26 protein-coding genes and 1 tRNA gene are annotated in these 23875 nt (G+C 67.8%); 16 read left to right on the forward strand and 11 right to left on the reverse strand.

The genetic code is table 11. The annotated features are described in order from the left end of the window. Positions 1-80: 80 nt before the first annotated feature. From pstS to pstB, 4 genes are all read left to right on the forward strand, one after another. Positions 81-1193 carry a phosphate ABC transporter substrate-binding protein PstS gene (gene pstS, locus ABD655_RS13460; RefSeq protein ID WP_344714687.1) on the forward strand — a complete coding sequence of 371 codons (1113 nt, stop codon included), beginning with the start codon at positions 81-83 and terminating at the stop codon, positions 1191-1193. 74 nt (positions 1194-1267) lie between these two features. Further along, on the forward strand, positions 1268-2209 hold the full coding sequence (pstC, locus tag ABD655_RS13465) for a phosphate ABC transporter permease subunit PstC (RefSeq protein WP_344714688.1): 942 nt from the start codon (positions 1268-1270) through the stop codon (positions 2207-2209). Position 2210: 1 nt separating this feature from the next. Then, the gene (gene pstA / locus ABD655_RS13470; protein ID WP_344714689.1) at positions 2211-3320 is read left to right on the forward strand and encodes a phosphate ABC transporter permease PstA; all 1110 of its coding nucleotides are present in this window, start codon (positions 2211-2213) and stop codon (positions 3318-3320) included. A gap of 18 nt (positions 3321-3338) precedes the next feature. Continuing rightward, a complete protein-coding gene (pstB, locus tag ABD655_RS13475) occupies positions 3339-4118 on the forward strand; it encodes a phosphate ABC transporter ATP-binding protein PstB (RefSeq protein WP_344714690.1) in 780 nt (259 codons plus the stop codon). 20 nt (positions 4119-4138) lie between these two features. On the opposite strand, the gene ABD655_RS13480 is transcribed toward pstB, so the two are convergent. The 5 genes from ABD655_RS13480 to sigK all read right to left on the reverse strand — a co-directional run bounded on the left by ABD655_RS13480 (position 4139) and on the right by sigK (position 7724). Further along, positions 4139-5023 carry an aminotransferase class IV gene (locus tag ABD655_RS13480; protein WP_344714691.1) on the reverse strand — a complete coding sequence of 295 codons (885 nt, stop codon included), beginning with the start codon at positions 5021-5023 and terminating at the stop codon, positions 4139-4141. 162 nt (positions 5024-5185) lie between these two features. Beyond that, a complete protein-coding gene (locus ABD655_RS13485; RefSeq protein ID WP_344714692.1) occupies positions 5186-5824 on the reverse strand; it encodes a DNA-directed RNA polymerase subunit beta in 639 nt (212 codons plus the stop codon). Between the two features lie 9 nt (positions 5825-5833). Further along, the gene (locus tag ABD655_RS13490) at positions 5834-6238 is read right to left on the reverse strand and encodes a hypothetical protein (RefSeq protein ID WP_344714693.1); all 405 of its coding nucleotides are present in this window, start codon (positions 6236-6238) and stop codon (positions 5834-5836) included. An 83-nt stretch (positions 6239-6321) separates the two neighbouring features. Next, entirely contained in the window at positions 6322-7125 is an 804-nt protein-coding gene (locus ABD655_RS13495; protein WP_344714694.1) for an anti-sigma factor, read from the reverse strand. Next, a complete protein-coding gene (gene sigK / locus ABD655_RS13500) occupies positions 7122-7724 on the reverse strand; it encodes an ECF RNA polymerase sigma factor SigK (RefSeq protein ID WP_344714695.1) in 603 nt (200 codons plus the stop codon). The genes ABD655_RS13495 and sigK overlap by 4 nt, the downstream gene beginning before the upstream one ends. A gap of 259 nt (positions 7725-7983) precedes the next feature. On the opposite strand from sigK, the gene ABD655_RS13505 reads away from it, so the two are divergent. Continuing rightward, the gene (locus ABD655_RS13505; RefSeq protein WP_344714696.1) at positions 7984-8640 is read left to right on the forward strand and encodes a fasciclin domain-containing protein; all 657 of its coding nucleotides are present in this window, start codon (positions 7984-7986) and stop codon (positions 8638-8640) included. A gap of 202 nt (positions 8641-8842) precedes the next feature. Then, a tRNA-Lys gene (locus ABD655_RS13510) sits at positions 8843-8915 on the forward strand. A 112-nt stretch (positions 8916-9027) separates the two neighbouring features. On the opposite strand, the gene ABD655_RS13515 is transcribed toward ABD655_RS13510, so the two are convergent. The 3 genes from ABD655_RS13515 to ABD655_RS13525 are packed head-to-tail and all read right to left on the reverse strand — an operon-like array spanning position 9028 to position 12462. Then, the gene (locus tag ABD655_RS13515; RefSeq protein WP_344714697.1) at positions 9028-9561 is read right to left on the reverse strand and encodes a GNAT family N-acetyltransferase; all 534 of its coding nucleotides are present in this window, start codon (positions 9559-9561) and stop codon (positions 9028-9030) included. Continuing rightward, complete coding sequence (locus ABD655_RS13520; RefSeq protein WP_344714699.1) at positions 9554-10135, reverse strand: isochorismatase family protein; 582 nt, start codon at positions 10133-10135, stop codon at positions 9554-9556. Before ABD655_RS13520 ends, ABD655_RS13515 begins: the two co-directional genes overlap by 8 nt. Beyond that, complete coding sequence (locus ABD655_RS13525; RefSeq protein WP_344714701.1) at positions 10132-12462, reverse strand: MMPL family transporter; 2331 nt, start codon at positions 12460-12462, stop codon at positions 10132-10134. The genes ABD655_RS13520 and ABD655_RS13525 overlap by 4 nt, the downstream gene beginning before the upstream one ends. A 55-nt stretch (positions 12463-12517) precedes the next feature. Here ABD655_RS13525 and ABD655_RS13530 point away from each other — a divergent pair, with 55 nt between their 5' ends. Then, a complete protein-coding gene (locus tag ABD655_RS13530; RefSeq protein WP_344714703.1) occupies positions 12518-13483 on the forward strand; it encodes an EamA family transporter in 966 nt (321 codons plus the stop codon). 23 nt (positions 13484-13506) lie between these two features. Here the strand turns inward: ABD655_RS13530 and ABD655_RS13535 are convergent, their stop codons facing one another. Both ABD655_RS13535 and ABD655_RS13540 read right to left on the reverse strand, forming a co-directional pair. Beyond that, on the reverse strand, positions 13507-13902 hold the full coding sequence (locus tag ABD655_RS13535) for a hypothetical protein (RefSeq protein ID WP_344714705.1): 396 nt from the start codon (positions 13900-13902) through the stop codon (positions 13507-13509). 103 nt (positions 13903-14005) lie between these two features. Continuing rightward, the gene (locus tag ABD655_RS13540) at positions 14006-15001 is read right to left on the reverse strand and encodes a helix-turn-helix transcriptional regulator (RefSeq protein ID WP_344714707.1); all 996 of its coding nucleotides are present in this window, start codon (positions 14999-15001) and stop codon (positions 14006-14008) included. 103 nt (positions 15002-15104) lie between these two features. Between ABD655_RS13540 and ABD655_RS13545 the strand changes: the two genes are divergently transcribed. The 6 genes from ABD655_RS13545 to ABD655_RS13570 all read left to right on the forward strand — a co-directional run bounded on the left by ABD655_RS13545 (position 15105) and on the right by ABD655_RS13570 (position 19698). After that, the gene (locus ABD655_RS13545) at positions 15105-15566 is read left to right on the forward strand and encodes a VOC family protein (RefSeq protein ID WP_344714709.1); all 462 of its coding nucleotides are present in this window, start codon (positions 15105-15107) and stop codon (positions 15564-15566) included. A 419-nt stretch (positions 15567-15985) separates the two neighbouring features. After that, on the forward strand, positions 15986-16471 hold the full coding sequence (locus ABD655_RS13550; RefSeq protein ID WP_344714710.1) for a M15 family metallopeptidase domain-containing protein: 486 nt from the start codon (positions 15986-15988) through the stop codon (positions 16469-16471). Then, positions 16468-16626 (forward strand): M15 family metallopeptidase, encoded by a 159-nt coding sequence (locus tag ABD655_RS13555; RefSeq protein ID WP_344714712.1) that lies wholly within the window; start codon positions 16468-16470, stop codon positions 16624-16626. The genes ABD655_RS13550 and ABD655_RS13555 overlap by 4 nt, the downstream gene beginning before the upstream one ends. After that, positions 16623-17750 (forward strand): alanine racemase, encoded by a 1128-nt coding sequence (gene alr / locus ABD655_RS13560; RefSeq protein WP_344714714.1) that lies wholly within the window; start codon positions 16623-16625, stop codon positions 17748-17750. The genes ABD655_RS13555 and alr overlap by 4 nt, the downstream gene beginning before the upstream one ends. Next, on the forward strand, positions 17747-18697 hold the full coding sequence (locus ABD655_RS13565) for a D-alanine--D-alanine ligase family protein (protein WP_344714716.1): 951 nt from the start codon (positions 17747-17749) through the stop codon (positions 18695-18697). The genes alr and ABD655_RS13565 overlap by 4 nt, the downstream gene beginning before the upstream one ends. Next, complete coding sequence (locus tag ABD655_RS13570) at positions 18694-19698, forward strand: acyltransferase family protein (protein WP_344714718.1); 1005 nt, start codon at positions 18694-18696, stop codon at positions 19696-19698. Before ABD655_RS13565 ends, ABD655_RS13570 begins: the two co-directional genes overlap by 4 nt. A gap of 143 nt (positions 19699-19841) precedes the next feature. On the opposite strand, the gene ABD655_RS13575 is transcribed toward ABD655_RS13570, so the two are convergent. After that, positions 19842-20573, reverse strand: coding sequence for an SDR family NAD(P)-dependent oxidoreductase (locus ABD655_RS13575; RefSeq protein ID WP_344714720.1), 732 nt, complete (start codon positions 20571-20573; stop codon positions 19842-19844). A 126-nt stretch (positions 20574-20699) separates the two neighbouring features. On the opposite strand from ABD655_RS13575, the gene ABD655_RS13580 reads away from it, so the two are divergent. The 3 genes from ABD655_RS13580 to purU are packed head-to-tail and all read left to right on the forward strand — an operon-like array spanning position 20700 to position 23751. Beyond that, positions 20700-22046 carry an aminomethyl transferase family protein gene (locus tag ABD655_RS13580; RefSeq protein ID WP_344714722.1) on the forward strand — a complete coding sequence of 449 codons (1347 nt, stop codon included), beginning with the start codon at positions 20700-20702 and terminating at the stop codon, positions 22044-22046. A gap of 2 nt (positions 22047-22048) precedes the next feature. Then, positions 22049-22897 (forward strand): methylenetetrahydrofolate reductase, encoded by an 849-nt coding sequence (locus ABD655_RS13585; RefSeq protein WP_344715859.1) that lies wholly within the window; start codon positions 22049-22051, stop codon positions 22895-22897. Beyond that, positions 22894-23751, forward strand: a complete 858-nt coding sequence (purU, locus tag ABD655_RS13590) for a formyltetrahydrofolate deformylase (protein WP_344714724.1) — start codon at positions 22894-22896, stop codon at positions 23749-23751. The genes ABD655_RS13585 and purU overlap by 4 nt, the downstream gene beginning before the upstream one ends. The last annotated feature ends 124 nt before the right edge of the window (positions 23752-23875 follow it).

Raw genomic sequence — 23875 nt, forward strand, 5'->3', positions numbered from 1 at the left:
CACTCTCGTAAGAGTCGCTGTCTACGGTCAATCCGTGCCCCGCACCGGGCACGAAACCCGACAACCGTGAAGGATTCACAGTGAAGCTCTCTCGAATTGCCAAGATCGGCGCCATCGGCGCCGTCGCGGCCCTCGCCCTCACCGCCTGCGCCGCGAACGAGGCCGGCGGCGGCGCGAACACCGACCCGTCCGCACCCGCCGGTCTGTCCGGCGAGCTCGCCGGCTCGGGCGCCTCGTCGCAGGAAGTCGCCGTGCAGGCGTGGACCGCAGGATTCCAGGGCGCCAACCCCGACGTGACCATCAACTACGACCCGGCCGGCTCCGGCGCAGGCCGTGAGTCCTTCCAGGCCGGCGCCGTCGCATTCGCGGGCTCCGACCGCGCGTTCAAGATCGAAGAGCTCGAAGCGGGCGGATTCGACGGCTGCGTCGCCGACACCGACATCGTCGAGCTGCCCACGTACATTTCGCCCATCGCCGTGATCTTCAACATCGAGGGCGTGACCGAGCTCAACCTGGATGCCGCGACGATCGCCGGCCTCTTCTCCGGAGCGATCGCGAACTGGAACGACCCGGCCATCGCCGCGCTGAACGAGGGCGCCTCGCTGCCGGACCTTCCCGTGACACCGGTGCACCGCGCTGATGACTCGGGCACGACCGAGAACTTCACCGACTACCTGTTCGCGACCGCGCCGGATGTCTGGACCTCGGAGCCGGATGGACTGTGGCCGCTCACGAGCGGCGAGGCCGCCCAGGGCACCTCTGGCGTCGTTTCGGCCGTCCAGGGCGGCAACGGGACCATCGGCTACGCCGACGCCTCCCGTGCCGCCGAAGAGGGTCTCGCGAGCGCGGCCGTGCAGGTCGGCGACGAGTTCGTCACCTACTCGCCCGAGGCAGCCGCCGCCATCGTCGACGAGTCCCCCTTCGAAGAGGGCCGCACCGCGGGCGACCTGGCCATCGAGCTGGACCGCACGTCCGACGCCGCCGGCGTCTACCCGATCGTCCTCGTCAGCTACATGATCGCCTGCGAGGAGTACACCGACCCCGGCACCGCGTCGCTGGTCAAGGGCTTCCTCCAGTACGTCGCGAGCCCCGAAGGCCAGCAGGCGGCCGCCGCCGCCGCGGGCAACGCGCCGATCTCGGAGGCGCTCACGGAGAAGGTCAACGCTGCGATCGACCTGATCGTCGCCGAATAGTCGATGGGTTCCCGGCCCGCGTCGCACGACGTCGGGCCGGGAATCGGACTGAACACAGAGCCAGACAGGAACTCATGACCACCACCACCGCTCCGGCCGTCAAGGTCAAGCAGCGGCCCGGCGATCGCTGGTTCTCCGGAACGGCGCTCTTCGCCGGATCGATGATCCTCGTCACCCTCGCCGCCGTGGCGATCTTCCTGATCGTCCAGTCGATCCCGGGCCTGACGGCCACCAGCGACACGGCATCCCTGCTCACGGGCAATTTCTGGCAGTACGTCGGACCACTCGCGTTCGGCACCATCTGGGCATCGCTGCTGGCGCTGCTCATGGCGGTGCCCCTCTCGGTGGCCGTCGCGCTCTTCATCTCGCACTACGCCCCACGACGGCTGGCGCAGGGTCTCGGCTACATCGTCGACCTGCTCGCCGCCGTCCCGTCGGTGGTGTTCGGCCTGTGGGGCATCATCGTGCTCGCTCCCGCGGTCCAGCCGATATTCGCATGGCTCAACACTTATGCCGGGTGGATCCCGCTGTTCGGCGGCACCGTCTCCAGCACCGGTCGGACCATCTTCACCGCGGCGATCGTCCTCGCGGTCATGGTCGTCCCGATCATCACCGCGATCTGCCGCGAGATCTTCCTTCAGACCCCGGTACTGCACGAGGAGGCCGCTCTCGCCCTCGGCGCCACACGGTGGGAGATGGTCAAGATGGCCGTCTTCCCGTTCGGGCGCAGCGGCATCGTGTCGGCGTCGATGCTCGGCCTGGGCCGCGCGCTCGGCGAGACGATGGCCGTCGCGATGGTCCTGTCGGTCGCGAACGTCGTGTCGTTCAAGCTGTTCACTGCGCAGAATCCGGGAACGATCCCGGCCAACATCGCCCTGACCTTCCCCGAGGCGTACGGCACGAACATCAACGTCTTGATCGCCACCGGCCTGATCCTGTTCGTCGTCACCTTCGCCGTCAACGCGCTCGCCCGCTGGATCGTCAGCCGTCGCAAGGAATTCTCGGGAGCCAACTGACATGACTGTGACCACCGCTCCTCCCGCTCCCCCTCGCGTACCCGAGATTCCGTCGCCGCCGCTGCGCCTGACCAACGGCCACCTCCCCCGCTGGGCGCCCTGGGCGATCCTGGTCGGCACCCTCGCGCTCAGCCTGCTGGCCTTCACGGTCATCGCGATGGCGGGGCAGACCGACGTCAACGTCGCCGGTGCGGCGGTCGTCGCCGCGCTGGCGTACCTCGTCTTCATCCTCGTCATCTCATCGCTGGTCGAAGGCCGGCGCAAAGGCGTGGACCGCCTGGTGACGGGTGTCGTCGCCGCCGCGTTCCTCCTGGCCATGGTGCCCCTCGTCTCGGTCGCGTGGACCGTCGTGACCAACGGCGTCGCGGGGATCTCCGCCGAGTTCCTCTCCCATTCGATGCGCAACGTCGTCGGCGAGGGCGGCGGTGCGCTGCATGCCATCGTCGGCACCCTGCTGATCACCTTGGCCGCCGCGATCATCTCGATCCCGATCGGGCTGTTCACGGCGATCTACCTCGTCGAGTACGGGCAGGACCGCAAGCTCGCGCGGGGCATCACCTTCCTCGTCGACGTGATGACCGGCATCCCGTCGATCGTCGCCGGACTGTTCGCCTACGCGGTCTTCGCGATCTTCTTCGGTCCCGGCATCCGGCTGGGCATCATGGGCTCGGTCGCACTCGCCGTCCTGATGATCCCCGTCGTGGTCCGATCCAGCGAGGAGATGCTTCGCCTCGTGCCGAACGAGCTTCGTGAGGCGGCGTTCGCACTCGGCGTTCCGAAGTGGCTCACGATCGTGAAGGTCGTGCTTCCCACCTCGATCGCCGGCATCACCACCGGCATCATGCTGTCGATCTCGCGCGTCATCGGCGAGACGGCGCCGCTGCTGATCACAGCCGGGGTGACGGCATCCATGAACTACGACCTCTTCTCGGGCCGCATGATGACGCTGCCCGTCTTCGCCTACTCCCAGTACATGAACCAGGGCATCCCCGCGCAGGCCTACATCGACCGCGCGTGGGCGGCGGCGTTCGTCCTCATCGTCATCGTCATGGTCCTCAACCTGGTCGCACGCCTCGTAGCCAAGGTGTTCGCCCCCAAGACCGGCCGCTGAGCCGGCAGAAAGAATCTCGTGTCCAAGAGCATCGAAGTCAATGACCTCAACGTCTACTACGGCGACTTCCTCGCCGTGGAGGGCGTCTCCCTTCAGATCGAGCCGCGCAGCGTCACCGCGTTCATCGGGCCCTCCGGCTGCGGCAAGTCCACGTTCCTGCGCACCCTCAACCGCATGCACGAAGTGATTCCCGGCGCCCGCGTCGAGGGCGAGGTGCTGCTGGACGGCGACGACCTGTACGCGTCGAGCGTCGACCCCGTCCTGGTGCGCCGTCAGGTCGGCATGGTCTTCCAGCGCCCCAACCCGTTCCCGACGATGTCGATCAAGGAGAACGTGCTGGCCGGAGTGAAGCTCAACAACAAGCGGATCTCCAAGTCCGACGCGGATGCGCTCGTCGAGCGGTCACTCACGGGCGCGAACCTCTGGAACGAGGTCAAGGACCGGCTCGACAAGCCGGGCTCGAGCCTGTCCGGCGGGCAGCAGCAGCGTCTGTGCATCGCGCGCGCCATCGCGGTCTCGCCCCAGGTGCTGCTGATGGACGAGCCATGCTCGGCGCTGGACCCGATCTCGACGTACGCGATCGAAGAGCTGATCGGCGAGCTGAAGAACGACTACACGATCGTGATCGTGACGCACAACATGCAGCAGGCCTCGCGCGTGTCGGACCGCACGGCGTTCTTCAACATCGCGGGCACGGGCAAGCCGGGCAAGCTCATCGAATACGACGACACCCGGTCGATCTTCACCACCCCCAGCGTGCAGGCGACCGAGGACTACGTCTCCGGACGCTTCGGCTAGACCCGCGGCCGCGGACCGGCTCAGTCGCGCGGGCTGAGCAGGTACTCGTTCAGCCGCGCCGTGAACTCCGCATCGAGTGGGATCGTCGTGCCGTCGATCTCGGTGATCGGTGCGGCCAAGCGCACCGACGACACCAGCCACGCGGCATCCGCCCGATGCAGTTCGTCGGTCAGGACGTCGCGATACTCGGTGGTCAGCCCCTGCGCTTGCATCCAGCTGAAGGCGCTCAGCTGCGTCGTGCCCTGCAGGATGCCGCCGGTCGGAGCCGGCGTGACATACACGTCATTGATCCGCACGATCAGCGACGCGGTGGGAGCCTCGAAGACGATGCCGTCGGTGGAGACGAAGATCGCGTCGTCGGCGCCGCGGCGCTTCGCCTCGCGGATCGCGGCCATGTTGACCGCGTACGAGAGTGTCTTGGCGCCCAGCAGGAGCCACGGCGCACGCGCCGGCACCGCGCTGTCGTAGCCGCGGTCGAGCGTGACCACGCGTACCCCGCGCACGCGGACCCCGGCGAAATCGGGGGCCGGGTTCGCCGTGATCCAGGCGGTGGGGGCGGGCCCGTGGTCCACACCGCGGCTGAGGATGAGCTTGATCACGCTCTCGCCCGGGCCGCAATGCGCGGCGGCCAGCACGGTTGCGGCCCGCCACTGCTCGAGGTTCGGCGCGGGCAGGTCGCAGATCTCGGCGGAATGCGCGAGCCGGTCCAGGTGCGCCTGCACCTCTTGCGCGTGCCCGTCGATGACGCCGACCGACTCGAAGATGCCGTCGCCGCGTTGCGTGCTCAGTTCTCCGACGCTGAGGGCGGGCGCGGTCGCATCCACCTCTGAGAAGGTCGAGGTGAAATCGGTTCGCGGGTCATCGGGTGTCGCCGGATCGATGATGAGGGCGTATCGCGAAACCATGATTCGAGCCTAGCGAGGACCGCCTGCCGGGAATGCCCGCGGCGAAGGCTCGGTTACACTGGACGAGCCGGGCCGCAGTAACCCCGGGCTCCATCTTCTGCCGCTACGAGCGGCCTCGCGCCGAGAGGCGTTCTGCGGCCCGGCACTTTTGCGCCCTCGCGGTCAGGTCAGCGACTCGCGACGCCAGAGCGAGGCGCAGGCGGCCAGGTCGGTCGCGTAGTCGGCGAGCCGAAGCGCGCGCGTCGTCAGCGCCGACGCGCGGTCCGGCTCCGTCGACTCGTAATCGTCCGCCAGGTGGGTGGCTCCGGATGCCTGGACCCGGCAGAACGCGGCGGCCCTGTCCAGCGCCACGGCGAAGTCGCCCTGGAACAGACCGCGGAGGATCGTGTCGACCAGGTCGACCAGCTCCTCGGGGCCGGCGGGATTCGGCGCACCGGCGACGACGGGGTCGGCCGAGACGATCTCGTTCCTCCCCCGCTCGTAGAGCAGCGCGGCAGTGTGCGGATCGTCGTGGATCATGAGCTGGATCAGATAGAGCCGCCAGAGGGCCCCCGGCAGCGACCGGGCGGGCGATCGGGACCACAGCTCGGCGATGTCGTCGATACCGTGCTCGTCCGTGAAAGCCACCAGGCGATCGATGACCTCCCCGTTCGGGTCGGACCGCGCCCGAGCCAGCAGCGCCTGGGCCGTCGAGTGGGCGACCCGCGAGACTTCAGCGGGATCCTCGGCCGCGAACCGACGGTCGAAGAGCTCGGCGGGCCGCTTCACGGGCTTGTGGAACTCCCTCGAATCGTCGCTCACCGTTCCAGGCTACCCGCGGAACGTTCGCCCGAGCTCGGCGAAGACCGCATCAGCCAGGTTCTCGGCATCCGTCACCGAGATCAGCACCGGCGCACCGAGCGCGCGTCCCAGCACGGCGTGGGCGGGGTCGTAGCGGATGCCTTTTGCCGCCGTCAGCGTGCCGCCCGCCAGGATCGACTCCGCCAGCAGGCCGAGCTCGGTCAGTGGATTGGTCGTGTTGCCCTCGACCGCGCGCAGCCGGTGGACGAACCATCGATCGAGCGAGAGCACCAGCGCCTCGGCGTAACGATGTTCCAGGTCTGCTCCGCGGCCGGAGCCGTCCGCATAGAGGCCGCGGTACGCATGGACCGCGGCAGCGAACCAGGAGCGCGCGGCGGCCACTTCGTCGTCGGTGTAGGTGCGTCGGCCGAGCATGTCAGACCGTCGCGGTAACGAGACTGTTCCGGATCATGCACCCACGCTAGACGCCGCGGGCCAGCGCCGCACCGCGTGTGCGTCTAGGACTCCTGCGTCGGGATCGCGACGATCGGGTCCGAGGTGGGCAGCCCGGTCGGCGAGCCCCCCGCGACCTCGACGGTCACCGCGATGACATCGCCGGGCTCCATGTCGCCGGACAGCAGCGCCGTGGCGCTCCCGTCGTCGGCCGCGAAGACTCCGGCCGAGATCGGTTCTCCGCCGCGCACGAACCACAGCTCGTAGCTCTTGTCCTCGGGGATCGTCGGCAGCCCGTCCGTGACGAGCACGACCTTGCCGACCGACTCCGCCCAGTGGGCGGTCGCCTCACCGCCCTCCGGCAGTGTCACCGTCTCGGCCTGTGCGTCCGGCGCCGCCTCGATCTCGTTGAGCGCGACCACGGATGCCGGGGCGTTGAGCTGCTGGCTGACGAAGACAGCGCCCCATCCGACACCGACGAGCAGCGCCACAGAGGCCGCCAACGCGAACCAGGAGCGCGGTCCCCACCGTCCCGTCGCGGGCGAGCCTGTCCCCCCTGCCGTGGTGCGTCGACGCGAGCGTCGCGCCGGCGGCGTGCTTTCGGCTTCTGCATCGGGCGTCACCGGCTCGACCTGCACCGGCTCGCCGTTCCCGGCGATCTGTGCGAGAAGCGCCGCGCGCACACTCGGCGGCGGCTGCACCTCGGCGACGGTCTCCGCCAACAGGGTCGCGGTCGCGGCATCCGCCGTCAGGTAGTGCTCCCACTCCGGATGCTGTCGGCGGGCGGTCTGGAATGCGTGGGTGTCCTCGGGCGACAGCCCGTGCAGCACGTAGCCTGCCGCCAGCTCGGCGAAGTCCTGCTCGTTCACGTCGTCACCCCCATCTCCACCCGTAGGCGGGACAAGCCGTCCCGCATCCTCGTCTTGATCGTGCCCAGCGGCGCTCCCATGAGCGCCGCGATCTCGCTCTGACTGTAACCGCCGTAATACGCGAGGGTTAAGGCTTCGCGCTGGGGGTCCGACAGGGTTGCGAGGGCCTCTGACACGCGGCGGCCCTCGATCCTCAATTCCACCTCTTCGGCAACACCGTCATAAGCCACGCCGATGTCCCGGAATCCTGCACGCACATCGCGATCCGTACTCGCCTGGGCCGACCGCACGCGGTCCACCGCGCGGCGATGTGCGATCGTCAGCACCCACGATCTTCCCTGCCCCTTGTTCGGAGCGAACCGGCCCGCGGATTGCCAGATCTCCAGGAAGACCTCCTGCAGCACCTCTTCACTCTGCGACCGGTCGACCAGGACACGCAGGATCAGGCCGAAGACCCGCGGCGAGAGCATGTCGTAGAGGCGGGCGAAGGCGACCTGATCACCCTCGGCTACCCGCAGGAGCAGCTCGCCGGCATGGTCGATCGCGCTCGCGCCCTCTTCGGGCACGTCCACGCCATCGATCACCACACGCACCAGCATGCCTCAGGTTCGGCCTCGTCCCGTTACGCGACGCGAGGGTTGACACTCGGCGCGGAATGCGATCTCGCTCGGCGACGCGCGATATGGGCGGCGTCGCGCGGGATTCCGTCGTGCGCAGAGCGTATTCGGAGCGGATGTCGAGGTTTCTCCCATCCGATCGGGAGGACGCACCGAAGACCCCGTGTAGGCCGCTTCGGTGGCCCACAGCACCGCTGGCCCTGCGACGCCGCATCGGCGACGCGAAACCTAGGAGGACACCATGTCCCGCAAGAAGCTCTACCTGCTCGCCGTTCCGATGGCATTCGCCGCCGCGATCACGCTCAGCGCCTGTTCGACGGGTGCGAGCAGCACTGCCGCCGAGACCACCCCACCCGTGGCCGAGGAGAGCATGGCGCCGGAGACCGAGATGGATCCCGCGGCCAACCTGGTCGGAACCGGCTGCGCAGGTTACGCCGAGGCAGTCCCGGACGGTGCCGGCTCGGTGGAGGGCATGGCACAGGATCCGGTGGCCACCGCCGCCTCGAACAACCCGCTGCTCACGACTCTCGTCGCCGCGGTGTCGGGCCAGCTGAACCCGAGCGTCGACCTCGTGGACACGCTCAACGGCGATGAGTTCACCGTTTTCGCGCCCGTCGATGACGCCTTCGCCAAGATCGACCCGGCGACCATCGAGGTGCTCAAGACAGACAGCGACCTGCTGACGTCGATCCTCACCTACCACGTGGTGCCCGGTCAGGTCGCTCCGGCCGACATCGCCGGTATGCACACGACCGTGAACGGCGCCGACCTCGAGGTCACCGGCAGCGGAGACGACCTGATGGTCAACGGCGAGTCCGCCGTCATCTGCGGTGGCGTCCAGACGGCCAACGCGACCGTCTACCTCATCGACACGGTTCTGATGCCGCCGGCGATGTAGCAGAACTCCCGGCTTCGGCCGGGTCTCCGGGGGGCGGTGCGACCGCCGACGCATGCGAGGTGGCGTCGGCGGTCGCACTGTCATGCGGGCAACAGCGCTTCACCCGTCGCGACATGCCGAGCGCAGCCGCAGATCGCGACAGGAGAATACCGATCCACGATGCTGCGAGGCACGGTCGGAGCCCAAGTAGGCTGGAGGACGCGGGCCTCTAGCTCAGTCGGTAGAGCATCGGACTTTTAATCCGCGGGTCGTGGGTTCGAGCCCCACGGGGCCCACCGAGAACGCGGTGCCCCTTCGGGGGCGCCGCGTTCTTCATGTGCTCCGCCTCGTTGAGGACTCACCGAGGGACACAGCTTCGAGCCCCACGGGGCGGTGACGCTTGTCCGGTCACAGCGCGCGGACCATCTCCCGCTCCACGCCATGCGGACCCTCCGAAGTCGCCCCCGTCGCGACGAACCCGGCCCGGACGTACGCGGCGTGCGCGCGAGCGTTGTCCTCATGCACGTCGAGGGCAAGCTCGATCTGCCCCTGCAGACCGGCCCACTCGCCTGCGGCATCCAGCAGGGCGGGCAGGATGCCGTGGCCGCGGTGGGACGGACGAATATAGACGGCGACCACCAGAGCGCGACCTGCGACATTCGTGCGGCCGAAGTAGTCCACCGCTCCCGCCTCGGGAATCAACACGGTCGCGGTGCCGACCCAGTCCCGGCCGACCTCGGCGATGAACTGCGCCGAGGATTCGCTGAGCGCCGCACCGGCGGCCCGTTCGTGCCAGAACGCGGCGGGGCGCGCCTGGGCCTGTTCCAGCGTCTCCAGGAAAGCCATGCCCGCGGCGGGGTCACGAAGCGCTTCGAGCCGGATGCTGCGCACGCGATCTCCCTCGCTGAGGAGCACGCGGCGCACCGGTGTCGGGTCAGGCACCGGACTCGGCAAGGACTGCGCCGGCATGCGCGATCTCGGCGAGCGCCCTCTGACTGGAGTCCGGATGCACACCGGCCACGAGGTCGGTGAAAACGCGCACGCGGCGCCCGTGCTCGATGGCGTCCAGCGCAGACTGGCGGACGCAGTAGTCGGTCGTCAGTCCGGCGACGTCGATGTCGATGATGCCGTGCTGCTCGAGCAGCTGTGAGGCGGTGGTGCCCTCGTCGGTCACGCCCTCGAACAGCGAATACGCGGGTCTGCCCTGACCCTTCTTCAGGTGGTGCGTGACGGCGGCCGTGTCGAAGCCTTCGTCGTACTCGGCGCCGTACGTCCCGGCGACGCAGTGCACCGGCCACGTGTCGATGAAGTCGGGTTCGCCGGACGCGAAGTGCCCGCCGTTGTCGTTATCGCCGTCGTGCCAGTCGCGGGACGCGACCACGATCCGGTAGTCACCCGCGTGCGCACGGAGAAACCGGGTGATCCGCTCGGCGACCGCGTCCCCGCCGACCACACCGAGCGCGCCGCGCTCCGTGAAGTCGTTCTGGACATCGACGATGAACAGTGCTCTGGTCATGAACCGAGGGTACGACGGTACTCCTCGCGTGTCAGGGGGTGCCCAGCGTCGGCGAGCACTTCGGTCGCCGTGTCCGAGGGCGGCGCCGTTTCGTCGCCTCCGCCTTCATCGCCCGCGGGAAGCTGCGCGCGACCGGTGACTTCGGGTCCGTTCCGCCACAGCTTCGACGGCCACCAGATCGCCCGCCCGATGTCGTATGAGAGCGCGGGGACGAGAAGCGAGCGCACGATGAACGTGTCCAGCAGGACGCCGAAGGCGACGATGAACGCGATCTGGGCGAGGAACAGGATCGGTATGACACCGAGCGCGGCGAACGTCGCGGCAAGGACCAGCCCCGCCGAGGTGATCACACCGCCGGTCGTGACGAGGCCGCGCAGGATGCCGCGTCTGGTGCCGTGCACGAGGGACTCCTCCCGCACGCGGGACATCAGGAAGATGTTGTAATCCACGCCGAGTGCGACCAAGAAGACGAAGCCGTACAGCGGCACAGCCGGGTCCGCCCCGGAGAAGCCGAACACGTTGTTGAACACCAGTGCGCTGACGCCCAGCGCCGTCCCGAACGAGACGACGGTGCTCACGATCAGGATGATCGGCGCCAGGATCGAGCGCAGCAGGAGCATCAGGATGAGGAGGATCACGAACAGGATCACCGGGATGATGAGGGTGCGGTCCCGGATCGAGGTGTCGTTCGTATCGACATCGGTCGCCGTGACGCCGCCGACCAGAGCGGTGCCCTCGCCCAATTCGTCCGCGAACGTGGTCCGCAGCTCGCGTACGGTGTCCTCCGCGATGACCGAGTCCGCCGTGTCGGTGAGCGTGCCGACGAGCAGCACGTCGCCGTCGACGACGGTCGGTTCCGGCGCGGCGGTTCCGGGCGGGCCCGGGGCGGTGAACACCGGCTGGCCGGCTTCGATCGCTACCGCTGCCTGACCGGTGGGCGAGTCTTCGGAGACGATGGCGACCGACTCGACGCCGGAGCTGTCGTCGAGAACCCCGACGGCGTCCACGAGCTGATCGTCCGCGACGATGACGTAGACGGGGCTGCCCGAGCCGCCGGGGAAGTGCTCCGCGAGGACCTCCTGGCCGTCGCGCGCCTGGGAGGCGCCGAGCACCAGGTCGCTGGAGGGTACGCCGTCGGCCTTGAGCTGCAGCGCACCCGCGCACGCGGCCACCAGCACCAGCGAGGTGATGATCCACACACGGCGGGGGTGAAGCGCAACCAGACGCGCCTGCTTCGCCCAGAAGCCCTTGACGGGCTGGCTGAGGTCGTCCGGCAGCTCCGCAGCGGGGTGCTTCGGGATGAACGGCCAGAACGCCGCGCGACCGACGAGCGCCAGCAGCGCAGGAAGAAAGGTCAGGGCGGAGAGCATCGAGAACACGATGCCGATCGACGCGATCGGGCCGAGTGCGCGGTTGGTGGCGAGGTCGGACAGGAGCAGGCAGAGCAGACCCGCGATGACCGTGCCGCCAGAGGCGAGGATCGGCTCGAACGCTCCGCGCCAGGCGCGCGTGACGCTGTTCCACTTCGTCTCCCCGTCGGCGACGGCCTCTTTGAACCGGGCGACGTAGAGCAGCGCGTAGTCGGTGGCTGCACCGATCACGAGGATGAACAGGATGCCCTGCACCTGCCCGTTGAGCACGACGATGCCCGCCTTCGCGAGCCACCACACGGTCAGCAGCGCCACACACAGCGCGAACATCGAGGTCATGAGCACGAGCACCGGCAACAGCGGCGAGCGATAGACGATGATCAGGATCACGAAGACCGCGCCCAAAGCGGTCAGAAGCAGCAGTCCGTCAATGCCGAGGAAGCCGCTGACGAGGTCTGCGGTGAATCCGGCCGGGCCGGTCACCCACCCCTCCAGCCCGTCCGGGAGTTCGGACTCGAGCGTCGCGGCGATCTGCTCCACGACCTCGCGGATCTCACCGTCGGTGGCGACCGGGACGAAGATCTGCGCGGCCTGGCCGTCCTCGGAGATCACGGGGGGCGACACGTCGCCCGAGACGCCGTCCAGCGCGCCTATGTCGGCGGACACCGTCTGCAGGGCGGCGATCTCGTCGTCCGTGAGCGCACTCTCGCCCGCGACGACCACCACTGCCGGGATGGTGTCTCCCCCGGTGAAGTCTGCGAGACGTTCGCTGACCCGCGTCGCGTCCGCGCTCTGCGGCAGGAATGAGGACTGATCGTTGGTCGAGACCTCCCCCACCTTGCCGAAGTAGGGCCCGCCGACGGCTCCTCCGACGAGCCAGACGAGGGCGAGCACGATGGGGATGCCGATCCTCAACCACCGGGTCGGCTGACGGAGCGCGGTGGGAGATTTCTGCATATCGCTAGCTTAGCTAGCAATATCGTCGGGGCGAAATCCCTAGGCTGGAGCGACCATGCTCTCGGCCGTTCTCGCACTCGTCGGCGCCGTCGTCTACGGGGCGGCCGACTTCCTCGGCGGTCTCGCCGCGAAGCGGCTGCGCTCGATCGTCGTCACCGCCGTCGCCGCGGCATCCGGACTTGTGGTCCTCGGCGCCGCCCTTCCCCTCGTGGGCGGGACCTGGACGCTCGCGGACGTCGCGTGGGGTGCGCTGTCCGGAGCCATCGGGGTCGTCGCGATCGCGCTGCTGTACGCATGCCTGGCCATCGGACCGATGAGCATCCTCTCGCCGCTGACTGCGGTCGTCTCGGCGATCGCACCGATGCTCTGGGGCCTGCTCGTCAACGGCGAGACGCTGTCGCCGGTCGGCTACGCGGGGCTCGGCGTCGCGCTCGTCGCCGTCGTGCTGGTCGGGTTCATTCCGGGCGAGAAGATGGTCCGGCCGAGCACGCCAGGGCTGCTCATGGCTGTCGGCGCAGGCCTCGCGATCGGGGCGTTCCTGATCGTGATCGACCAGACCAGCGACCAGAGCGGCGTGGTGCCGCTCATCCTCAATCGCGGTACGAACCTGGTGATCACGGTCGCCATCGTCGGTGTCTTCGCGTTGCGTGCGCGGGCGAACGGGCGGCCTGCCGTCTCGGTTGTGGACGTCGCCGGAGCGCGGGTCGGCGCGACCCCCACAGGCCATGCCGACCTGGAGCATGCCGTGCACGATGCTCCGCGGGGGCTCGCGTCACCTGCGACGCGAGCCCACGCGTGGTGGCTGGCGATCGGGTGCGGTGTGGTGGATGCCGCGGCCAACGCCATCATGCTGCTCGCGCTGCGCATCGGCGATCTGTCGATCGTGTCGGCTCTCACTGCGCTCTACCCGGCCGGAACGATCATCCTCGCGGCGATCGTGCTGCGCGAACGGGTCGCCGGCCTGCAGTGGGCGGGCCTGGCCCTCGCCCTCGTCGCCGGAGGGATGCTCGCGCTCGGGTGAGCCTCGTCGGGATCAGGACGGACTCACCCGCGCGAGAACAGCAGCACGGACGAGACGATGAGGGCGACCACGCCCAGGCCGAGGAATCCGGCCGCCAGGAGCGCGAACGCTCGGACCAGCGGCGAGCCGTGCGTGAACCGCATGCTATTCGCCCAGCCGCGACGGACGAACACGTCGTACATGCCGGCGCTGCCGACCGCGCGGACCTGTTCGGGAGTGAGCGGCGCCTCGTTCACGCCGCCGTCTTCCCCGAACCAGCGCACCACGGGACCGTGCTCCGTCGGCTCCACCACTGCACGAACCGGCACCCACGTCCCATCGAGGAGGTACGCGATCAGCGCGACCCCCGCCAGCAGCGCGCCGGCACCGAACCCCACCCATGTGAAGATCTCGATGACCGCGTCGATCGCTGTGTCCATGTCGCTGAGCCACCCCTGTCGCTGATCCTAGATCAGGGGCTGCCGACCCTTCGTCCATCGGCGCGACCTGGGCGAATCGAACCGTTGCCCATTCATCACCTGATCAGGCGGCGGGATCGTTGCCTCTTGCGGTTGCGGCGTTGCGTTCGGCGAGCCGGGCGAATGCCTCACTGAGTTCCGGCGGTCCGACGACCTGGATGTCGGTGTCGAAACGATTGAGGGCGGCGGCGAGTGCGACCCAGGACCAGGAGCCGACTTCAAGGCTGCACCGTCCGGAGCCGAGGTCTTCGACGATCCCGTCGCCCGCGAAGGGGAGGACGTAGCTGGCGGGGCGACCGAGGATGACTTTCCCGGTGCAGGGCCATTGATCAGTGCGTTCGGAGCCTTTGAAGCGGGCGGAGACGTACTCGGATACGTCGCCGCCCGGTATCTCGCGCGGCGTGAACCGTGGTCCGGTCGGGGTGCGGGGTGCGATGCGGTCGGCACTGAAGATGCGCCAGTCGTCGTGGTGAAGGTCCCAGGCAACGAGGTACCAGCGCCCGTGCGAGGTCACCAAATGGTGCGGTTCCACCCGACGCGGAGGTGCTGCGTCAGAGGTGGCGTCAGGGCGTCCGCTGGCGTATTCGAACCGCAGCACCTCCGAGGATCGGGCCGCCGTCGATAGCGCGATGAGGACGTCCGGGGAAACCGACGTGGGCGCTGCGTCGCCGCCGCGGCTCGGGATCGTCGTGAATTCGAGTGCATTCAGGCGATGCCGCAGGCGGGACGGCATGACCTGCCGCACGGTGGTCAGGGCACGGAGGGCTGCCTCCTCGATGCCGACGCCGGTCACCGTCGCCGCTCGCAAGGAGACAGCCAGTGCGATCGCCTGGTCATCGTCGAACAGCAGTGGGGGCAGCTCGCTGCCGGCATCGAGGCGGTACCCGCCATCCGCCCCCATCGTCGCCCGGATGCTGTACCCCATCTCCCGGAGACGGTCGACGTCGCGGCGCACCGTGCGGTGGCTGATGCTCAGCCGCTCGGCGAGCAGCGAGCCCGGCCAGTCGCGTCGAGTCTGCAGAAGCGACAGCAGAGTCAGCAGCCGGGAGGTCGTGGTCACTTCTTCAGATTAGTCGGCGACTAGGACAGAAAGCGTCCTACATGACCAGGAGACTGAATGTCGTCAGGGAAACACCCCGCCGTTGTCCTCACTAGGAGCAGACATGTCCATTCAGACCACCACCCACCTGAACTTCCGTGGCGACGCCCGAGCGGCACTGGAGTTCTACCAGTCCGTGTTCGGCGGGCACACCGTCATCAACACCTACTCAGACCTCGGTATGCCGGCCGAATCGCCGGGCGCCGACAAGGTCGTGTTCGGTCTCGTGGCCGCGGAGAACGACTTCCGGGTGATGGGCTACGACATCCCCGGCCAGACCGAGGGCTCGATCGCCGGCGGCGGCTCGACTCGCCGTGAGAACAACACCACGGTGACCGACCAGGCACTGTTCGTCTCGATCGGTTCCGACACCCTCGATGAGCTCCAGGGCTACTGGGATGCGCTGTCGGTCGGCGCCGTGATCGTCGAGCCCCTGGCCGCATCGGCGTGGAGCGCCGGGTTCGGCATGCTCACCGACCGTTTCGGTGTCACCTGGAGCGTCAGCGTCGCCAACACGGCCGAGTAACGCTCCATTCGATGCGGCGCGGACATCGAATGCGTCCGCGCCGCATCGCACCACAACCTCTTCACCACACGCCGGAGCAGCCTCAGATCTTCAACGTGCCGCAGAGGTGCGCACGCTCCGGGCCGAGGTCGCAGAACACGTCGCGCACACATCGTGCGCCCGCGCGGCCTGCTGCATACGCTCACGCAACATCGCGGGATGTCGGATGGATCCATCGATCGAGAGGAACCAGCCGTGCAGCACCCCCCACTCGATGTTTCAGAGAAGCAGAGTCCGTCGGACGCTCGCAGACCCGTCGGAGACACCTCGGTCAAGCGACGCGAGGATGACATCCGCGGCGCGCGTGTAATCCTCGGGTCGCGTCGGACGATCCCTGGGACCGATGTGCGGGTGCGGTCATGCTTCCTAACCTCGAAATCATGACAGTCCTGCTCGCCGACCCGCAGATCGCGGCCATTCCCGCGCGTGAGAACGGTGACCCGCTCGTCGATGTCACGTCGTTCGGCCTCCTCTACACGGGCGACGGAGATGCGGGGCGTTACGTTCGCCACGCCCTGGCGCTCCGCCTCGCGAGTGCGCAAGCGCAGCTCCCCGGAGGCATACAGCTGCTCATCCGTGAGGGGCACCGCAGTCCGGAGGACCAGGAGGGCATCTTCTCCCGATACTCGCAGTCGCTCCGCCGTGAGATGCCGGGGCTCGACGAGTTCTCGCTGCGTCGCCTCACCAGCCGCTTCGTCTCGCCCATCGGCGTCGCACCCCACGTGGCCGGAGCGGCCGTCGATCTCACGCTCGCGGACGCGTCGGGCGCTCCGCTGTGGATGGGGACTCCCATCGACGCGACGCCGGAGAGAGCCGCAACGCGTGCGCGTTCGACGCCGCGAACATCAGCGCGAACGCGCGCGTGAACCGCGGAATGCTGGCTTCCGCGCTCGAGGCACAGGGGCTCGTGAACTATCCGACCGAGTGGTGGCACTGGAGTTACGGTGACCGGTACTGGGCGTACGCGACGGGTGCCGACCACGCGATCTACGCACCGGTCGCTCGGAGGGCCGCGGCATGAGCGTCGGTGCCTCATTGCTGGCGCGAACGAGTGCCACTCCCCTCCTGGAGGTCGACCTCGGGGCGGTCGGCTCGAACGTCCGCACGCTCGCCAGCCTGACCCCCGGGCAGATCATGGCCGTCGTCAAGGCCGACGCGTTCGGGCACGGGGCCGTCCCCGTCGCACACACCGCGCTGGCGAACGGCGCAGCGAGCCTCGGTGTGGCGACCCTCGCCGAGGCGCAGGACCTGCGGGACGCGGCCATCACAGCCCCGGTGCTGAGCTGGCTGAATCCCGTGGACGCGCCGTTCGACGACGCGCTGCGATCGAACATCGACCTCGCCGTGCCGAGCGTCGCACACCTGTCCGCGATCTCGACGGCGGCGGTCCGCACCGGCGGCGTCGCGCGGGTTCACCTGCACATCGACACCGGCATGAACCGCGATGGCGCGGCACCCGAGGAATGGAACGCTCTGGCGTCCGCCGCCCGGCGCGCGGAGCAGTCGGGCGAGGTCAGCGTCGTCGGTGTCATGTCGCACCTTCCCTCGGCAGGCAGCCCCCACCACCCCTCCACCTCCATCGGGCGTGAGCGCTTCATCGATGCTGCGCGCAGACTCCGCCGCGCGGGACTGCGTGCGACCACCCTGCACCTGGCGGCGACCGAGGCGACCCTGCATCACCCCTCGACCCACTTCGACCTCAGCCGCATCGGTGCAGGTCTCTACGGCATCGGGGCCGCCCTGCGGCCCGCACTGCGGTTGACGGCGCCTGTCATCGGCGTCCGTGACGTACCGCGGGGAAGCGGAGTCGGGTACGGGCACGCGTGGACCGCGGAACGTGCGACGCGGCTCGCGCTCGTGCCACTGGGATACGCCGACGGCATCCCCCGGATTGCCGGAGCCGTCGCCGAGGTGGCGTTGCACGGGCACCGCCGCCCGCTCGCCGGGACGGTGTCAATGGACCAGATCGTCATCGACGTCGGCGACATGCCGGTGCACCTCGGGGATCGCATCACCGTGTTCGGCAACGGCGACGACGGTGAGCCCACGGTCGCCGACTGGAGCCGGTGGGCCGGCACGCTCCCGCACGAGATCATGACCGGGCTGGGCGCCCGCGTCGGCCGCAGCTACGGGGGAATCCGATGAGCCGACTGCGGATCGCCGTCATCGGTGGTGGCGCGAACAGCGAACACGACGTCTCCGTCGCGTCCGCGGCATCCGTCACCGCCGCGCTGGACCCGTCGCGGTACGAGGTCCTCTGCCTCACCATCGGTCGCGACGGGGTCTGGTGGGATGCTGCCGGATCCGCCGTGGGCCTGGGAGAGGTGGTCTCGCTCCTGCAGGGCTGCGCCGTCGTCTTCCCCGCGGTGCACGGTCCGCGCGGGGAGGACGGCACGCTCGCCGCTCTCCTGGATCTTGCCGGCGTCCCGTACGTCGGGTCGGGGGTACGCGCGGGAGCGCTCGGGATGGACAAGTGGACCACGAAGCTCGTCGCCGAAGCGGTCGGGGTTCGCACCGCGCCAGGCCTCCTCGTCACGCACACCCGCTCGATCCCCACCGACATCGCCCTGCCGGTGGTCGTCAAGCCGGTCGCGGCCGGGTCCAGTCATGGCGTGACGCGGGTCGACCGACAGGATCGACTTCCCGACGCCATCGGAGCGGCTCTCGCGCTCGACGATCGCGCCCTGGTGGAGTCCTACATCTCTGGCCGCGAGATCGACATCGCCGTGCTGGCGTGCGCCGACGGGCGTCGCATCGTCTCCGCGCCGCTGGAGATCGTCGTTGCGGACGGCCTCTTCGACACCGCACGCAAGTACGACGGCACCGCCGACTTCCGAGTGCCGGCGAGGCTGACACCCGACGAGCAGACTCTGCTCGAGCAGGCAGCGCTGGCGATCTTCGACGCTCTCGGATGTGCGGGGGCCGCTCGGATCGACTTCTTCCTGACCGATGCCGGACTCGTTCTCAACGAAGTGAACACGATGCCGGGGATGACCGCTCAATCGCAAGTGCCGCGGATGTTCGCGGCCCGCGGACTCACATACCCGGAGCTGCTCGACGAGCTCGTCCGCGCCGCGATGACGGCCGCGTGAGCACGGGACGCAACGCCGGCATCGACCTGCTCCGAGGCGTCGCCGTGTTGCTGGTGATGCTGCGACACGCGTTTCCGGAGCTGTTCGGCGGGGCAGGCATCGTCGGTGTCGTCATGTTCTTCGCGCTCAGCGGGCACCTGATCACCGGCGTGCTGCTGGACGAGCTGACGGCGCGCGGAAGCATAAGGCTGCGACGCTTCGCGTGGCGCCGCGCGGTGCGGCTGGTGCCCGCTCTGGTGACGATGATGGCGTGCTTCGTGCTGGTCACGCTGGTGTTCGATCCGCTGGGAGACAAGGAGACCTTGCCGCGCACGGTTCTGGTCGCGTTGACCTGGACGGCGAACCTGCCCTTCGACCACGGCAGCGACGCGATCTTCCATCTGTGGACACTGGCGATGGAGGAGCAGTTCTACTTGGTGTGGCCCGCGCTGCTGCTCCTGGCGTGGCGATGGAGGAAGATCCGCCCTCTGCTGATCGGTGCGGGCGCGATCAGCCTGGCACTCTGCGTGCTCAGCCTGCTCTGGGCCGGCGAGTATCCGGACCTCGTGTACACCTTCCACACCTCCTGGACGATCTGCTTCGTCATCGGCGCCGCCTCGCGGGTCCTGCGGGATCGCATCCGGGTTCCCGGATTCGTCACGCCGATCGGGTGCGCGGTTCTCGCGGCCTTGAGCGTGATCCCCCTGCGAGGGCACGCCGCGACCTACCTGATCGCCGCACCGGTCATCGCGATCGTCACCGCGCTGTTCATCAGCCGCGCATGGCGACACGGGGATGCCGTGCCCTTTCCGGCAGTCCGTCCGCTCGTCGCGCTCGGCATCGTCTCGTACGCCGCCTACCTCTGGAACTACCCGATCACACTGTGGCTGCGCGGAACCTTCCCCGCTGCGGAGCTGGTTGCAGCGTTGCTCACCGTTGTCGCCGCAACGCTCAGCTGGTGGCTCGTCGAGAAGCCGATCAGCCGGCTCGCCCGATCGTCGCCGCGCTCGGCAGTGCGATGAGTGCGCACGCCGATCGGACCGATTCGCGGCAGAACGTGGGCTGAAGCGCCGTCGCCCACCATCCTGTCGATGCCCCGGCTACCGCCGTCGCGATCGCCGTTGAGCGGTGATCCCGCCAAGCACCTGCGTCGTCAGCCGTTCGACTACCAGGGGATCACGCGCCCCTCGTTGTCAAGAAACTCGAGATCCGAGTGGCCCAATCGAGAGACCAGCACATCGACGACAAGGGGGACGCTCTCGTCAACCGTGAGCGGCGCTTCGGCTCCGCCAAGCGCAGTCTGCACCCAGCCCGGTGTCATCAGTACGATCGCGCGGCCACTACCTGCCTGCCGGACGGCGAAGCTCCGCATGAACATGTTGAGCGCGGCCTTGCTCCCTCGGTAGAGCTCCTCGTTTCCCCTGGTGTTGTTGGTGATGCTGGCCATCCCCGAAGACATGGCGCCGAGGAGTCCCCCTTCGGGCACAAGGTGCTGGAGCATTTCGATGACCCGCATGGGGCTGAGCGCATTTGTCACCATCAGCTCGACGTAGTCCGCAGTCGGCACCTCGGCAATCGGCGTCTGCCGGTGATTGGTGATCCCTGCGTTGACGAAGAGAATGTCGACGCGCTCGTCGGCGAGTGTCTCGCGGAGGATCGCGAGTTGCTCGGGGTCGTTGATGTCCAATCCTTCAACCCGGAGCGCCATGTCCGCCCGGTCCGCCAGTTCCTTCAGCGGAGATCCAACGCTGGGATCCCGCACCGTAGCGATCACCCGCCAGCCGCGATCGAGAAACTCAGCGGTCATCGCGTACCCCAGCCCCCGCGAAGCGCCGACCACCAGAACGGTCCTCGATTCATCGGAGTCAGCGCGGACGGTCTCTTCTCGCATATCCATGGAGCCATCATCACGGGTTTTGACGCGAAAGTACACTTGAGTATACTTTTCGACAAGGTCGCGACGTTCGGACCCTGATCACACCACTCAAGCGCGACAGGAGCACATCCGATGCAACGAGGCAGTATGGAAGACAAGCTCCGCGAGCTGGGCAACGCCGCCCTGCTGTTACGCAATCGGCCGTTCTCTCGCACGCCATTCCCCTTTCCGGCCGAGTACACCGGGTGGCCCGACGAGCAACGCGCCTGGCGCGACTCCGCGACCCTCTACGACCAGTCGCACATCATGATGGACGTCTACTTCGAGGGACCGGACGTCAAGCGACTGTTCAGCGATTTCGGCGTCAATAGCTTCACGACCTTCGGCAAGAATCGCGCCAAGCAGTACGTCGCGTGCAACCCAGACGGGATGGTCATCGGCGATGCGGTCCTGTTCGGGTTAGAAGACAACCTGTACAACCTTGTCGGCAATGCCGACGGGCATGTCTCCAAGTGGCTCATGTACCAGATTGAAACGGGTGGCTATCGGGTGACGGCGACCGTCGACCCGGCATCCCCCCGACTGAGCGATCGCCAGGTCTTCCGGTACCAGATGAATGGCCCGCTGACCCAGCGGATCATCGAGAAGGCAGCCGGCGGGCCGATCGATCCGATTCCGTTCTTCCGGATCGGGGACCTGACGATCGCGGGGCACAGCGTGCACGCGCTCAACCACTCAATGTCCCGCGTGCCCGGCATGGAGTTCAGCGGCCTCGAGCTGTATGGGCCTGCGGGCGGGGGCATCGCGGTCTGGGAGGCGCTTGTCGCTGCCGGGGAGGAATTCGGACTCCGGCTCGGTGGCGCCCGGTCCTACCCCACCTCGGCAGCCGAATCCGGATGGATCGCGCGCCCCGTGTCGGCAATCTACTCGGGCGAGTCGATGCGTCCGTACCGCGAGTGGCTCCCTTCCACGGACCTCCAGGCCAGCCCCTCGATGCAGGGAAGCTTCATCTCCGATGACATCGCCGACTATTACGCGACACCGTGGGCTCTCGGCTACGGGAGGTTTATCAAGTATGACCACGAGTTCGTCGGGCGTGAGGCGCTGCAACGACTCGAGGCGGCACCGAAGCGGAAAAAGGTCTGGTTGCGGTGGGACGAGGATGACATCCTTCGCGTGATGCGGGATTCCCTCTTCGGTGCGGAAGCCCAGCGCCCCCGAATCATCGACGTACCGATGGGCTACCGCAACTACCACTTCGACAAAGTCGTCGACAATCATGGAGCTCTCGTCGGGCTCTCGATGTATCTCGTATACACCGTGAACATCGGGGGCTTCGTGTCCATGGCGATGGTGGACGAGGCCTCCGCGATCGAGGGCACCGAGTTGACCGTCGTCTGGGGTCAGGAGGATGGCGGGGCCTCGAACTCCTTTACGGTCCCCCACGTCCAGACGACCCTGCGCGCGACCGTATCCACCCGTCCGCCGGCGTGACGATGGCGAAATACGGCACCGCTCTCCTGCTCGAAGATTTCTCCCTCGAGATCACCGCGAAGGACGCATCGGCGGTCCGTGATGCAGCGTCGCTCATTCCTCACGGCACGCGCATCAACATCACGTACCTCGGGCATGAGTCAGTCGAACAAAGGCTTGCGGCTGCGGCGGCAATCTCCGCCGCAGGCTTCGTACCGGTGCCGCATATCGCAGCCCGTCGCCTCGCCTCGTCCCGCCAGATCGAGGGATTCCTCGGCGCTCTGGATACCCAGGGCGTTGGCCGACATCTTTTCGTGATCGGGGGTGACCCGGAGCAGCCTGAAGGTCCCTTCGCGGACGCGTTCACCCTGCTCCGGGCCGACGCTTTCCAACACCGTGGCGGGAGCGATGTCTCCATCGCGGGATATCCGGAGGGGCACCCTCAAATCTCCGAGGACATGCTGTGGCACAGCCTCGTCGAGAAAGTCGCCCTGTTGGACGAACGGGAGGCCACCGGATCCATCATCACCCAGTTCGGTTTCGACGTTGACCCGGTCATCGAGTGGATCAACAAAGTCCGTGCCAGGGGCATCCGATCGGAGATCCGGGTCGGAGTTCCCGGACCGGCCGGAATCAGGAGGCTGCTCGCGTTCGCCGCTCGATTCGGAGTCGCTGCGAGCGCAGGAATTGCAAAGAAGTACGGGCTCTCCCTCACCAATCTCATGGGCTCTGCAGGGCCCGACACCTTCATCAACGCCCTCGCCGGAAGGCTGATCACTGAGGAGCACGGGTCCGTGAAACTTCACTTCTACACGTTCGGAGGCCTCGTCGCGACTGCGGCATGGATCCGAGACTTCGAGGCCCGGCGATGAACCCCGATCGGGCCGTGCTGCTAGTGCACGGGACCGACCGTCCGGGAATCGTGGCGGGAGTTTCGTCGATCCTGCTCGATTTCAGGGCGAACATCCTGTCCCTCGACCAGTACTCCACTGACGCTGACGGTGGCACCTTCTACCAACGTACGGTCGCCGATATTGCGGACCTCCGTGCGGAGCGTCCGCGCCTCGAGACAGCTCTCGAGAAGAAGCTCGGTGGTGAGCTCGGGATGACCTGGACATTGACGCCTACGTCCGAGCGCAAACGGCTTGCGATTTTCGCCTCCAAGTCGGACCATTGTCTGCTCGAGCTGCTGTGGCGTCACCGACGAGGCGAACTCGACGTGGATATCGCCATGGTCATCTCCAATCATTCCGACCTCGCGGCCGATGCTCGACAGTTCGGCATCCCCTTCTTCCACGTTCCGGTGATGGGCGACAAGACCGCTGCCGAGGCAGAGCACCTGCGCCTACTTCAAGGCAATGCAGACCTCATTGTGCTGGCCAGATACATGCAGATCGTCTCAGACGACTTCCTTCATGCCCTTGGCATACCGGTGATCAATATCCACCACTCCTTCCTCCCTGCCTTCATCGGCGCCGGCCCCTATCTCAGAGCGAAGGAGCGTGGCGTCAAGTTGATCGGGGCGACCGCACACTATGTGACCAAGGACCTCGACGAGGGCCCCATCATTGAGCAGGACGTGGTGCGCGTCACGCATGCCGACTCTGCTCCCGACCTCGCCCGTCACGGCGCCAACGTCGAGCGCCAGGTACTCGCGCGGGCCGTCCAGTGGCACTGTGAGGACCGGGTGGTGCGCGACGGGAACACCACCGTCGTGTTCCGGTGATCGCGCATCCGTTGCGCTCGGCTGATCTGCGCACGAGCGGATGCTCCGCCACTGAACGGGCCGGCTGTCATGACGGCTCCCTCGGCGCCATAGCCAATAGAGGGTCTCTACGGCTCACGAAGAT

Source organism: Microbacterium terregens (assembly GCF_039534975.1).
In the GTDB taxonomy this organism is placed as follows: Bacteria; Actinomycetota; Actinomycetes; order Actinomycetales; family Microbacteriaceae; genus Microbacterium; species Microbacterium terregens.

Bases quoted from the DNA above. Each gene is read 5' to 3' on its own strand.
- pstC (WP_344714688.1), top strand. From the start codon at position 1,268: ATGACCACCACCACCGCTCCGGCCGTCAAGGTCAAGCAGCGGCCCGGC.
- pstA (WP_344714689.1), top strand. From the start codon at position 2,211: ATGACTGTGACCACCGCTCCTCCCGCTCCCCCTCGCGTACCCGAGATT.
- ABD655_RS13480 (WP_344714691.1), bottom strand. From the start codon at position 5,023: ATGGTTTCGCGATACGCCCTCATCATCGATCCGGCGACACCCGATGAC.
- ABD655_RS13490 (WP_344714693.1), bottom strand. From the start codon at position 6,238: ATGCTCGGCCGACGCACCTACACCGACGACGAAGTGGCCGCCGCGCGC.
- sigK (WP_344714695.1), bottom strand. From the start codon at position 7,724: ATGCTGGTGCGTGTGGTGATCGATGGCGTGGACGTGCCCGAAGAGGGC.
- ABD655_RS13505 (WP_344714696.1), top strand. From the start codon at position 7,984: ATGTCCCGCAAGAAGCTCTACCTGCTCGCCGTTCCGATGGCATTCGCC.
- ABD655_RS13520 (WP_344714699.1), bottom strand. From the start codon at position 10,135: ATGACCAGAGCACTGTTCATCGTCGATGTCCAGAACGACTTCACGGAG.
- ABD655_RS13525 (WP_344714701.1), bottom strand. From the start codon at position 12,462: ATGCAGAAATCTCCCACCGCGCTCCGTCAGCCGACCCGGTGGTTGAGG.
- ABD655_RS13530 (WP_344714703.1), top strand. From the start codon at position 12,518: ATGCTCTCGGCCGTTCTCGCACTCGTCGGCGCCGTCGTCTACGGGGCG.
- ABD655_RS13535 (WP_344714705.1), bottom strand. From the start codon at position 13,902: ATGGACACAGCGATCGACGCGGTCATCGAGATCTTCACATGGGTGGGG.
- ABD655_RS13545 (WP_344714709.1), top strand. From the start codon at position 15,105: ATGTCCATTCAGACCACCACCCACCTGAACTTCCGTGGCGACGCCCGA.
- ABD655_RS13550 (WP_344714710.1), top strand. From the start codon at position 15,986: ATGACAGTCCTGCTCGCCGACCCGCAGATCGCGGCCATTCCCGCGCGT.
- alr (WP_344714714.1), top strand. From the start codon at position 16,623: ATGAGCGTCGGTGCCTCATTGCTGGCGCGAACGAGTGCCACTCCCCTC.
- ABD655_RS13565 (WP_344714716.1), top strand. From the start codon at position 17,747: ATGAGCCGACTGCGGATCGCCGTCATCGGTGGTGGCGCGAACAGCGAA.
- ABD655_RS13575 (WP_344714720.1), bottom strand. From the start codon at position 20,573: ATGGATATGCGAGAAGAGACCGTCCGCGCTGACTCCGATGAATCGAGG.
- ABD655_RS13580 (WP_344714722.1), top strand. From the start codon at position 20,700: ATGGAAGACAAGCTCCGCGAGCTGGGCAACGCCGCCCTGCTGTTACGC.
- ABD655_RS13585 (WP_344715859.1), top strand. From the start codon at position 22,049: ATGGCGAAATACGGCACCGCTCTCCTGCTCGAAGATTTCTCCCTCGAG.
- purU (WP_344714724.1), top strand. From the start codon at position 22,894: ATGAACCCCGATCGGGCCGTGCTGCTAGTGCACGGGACCGACCGTCCG.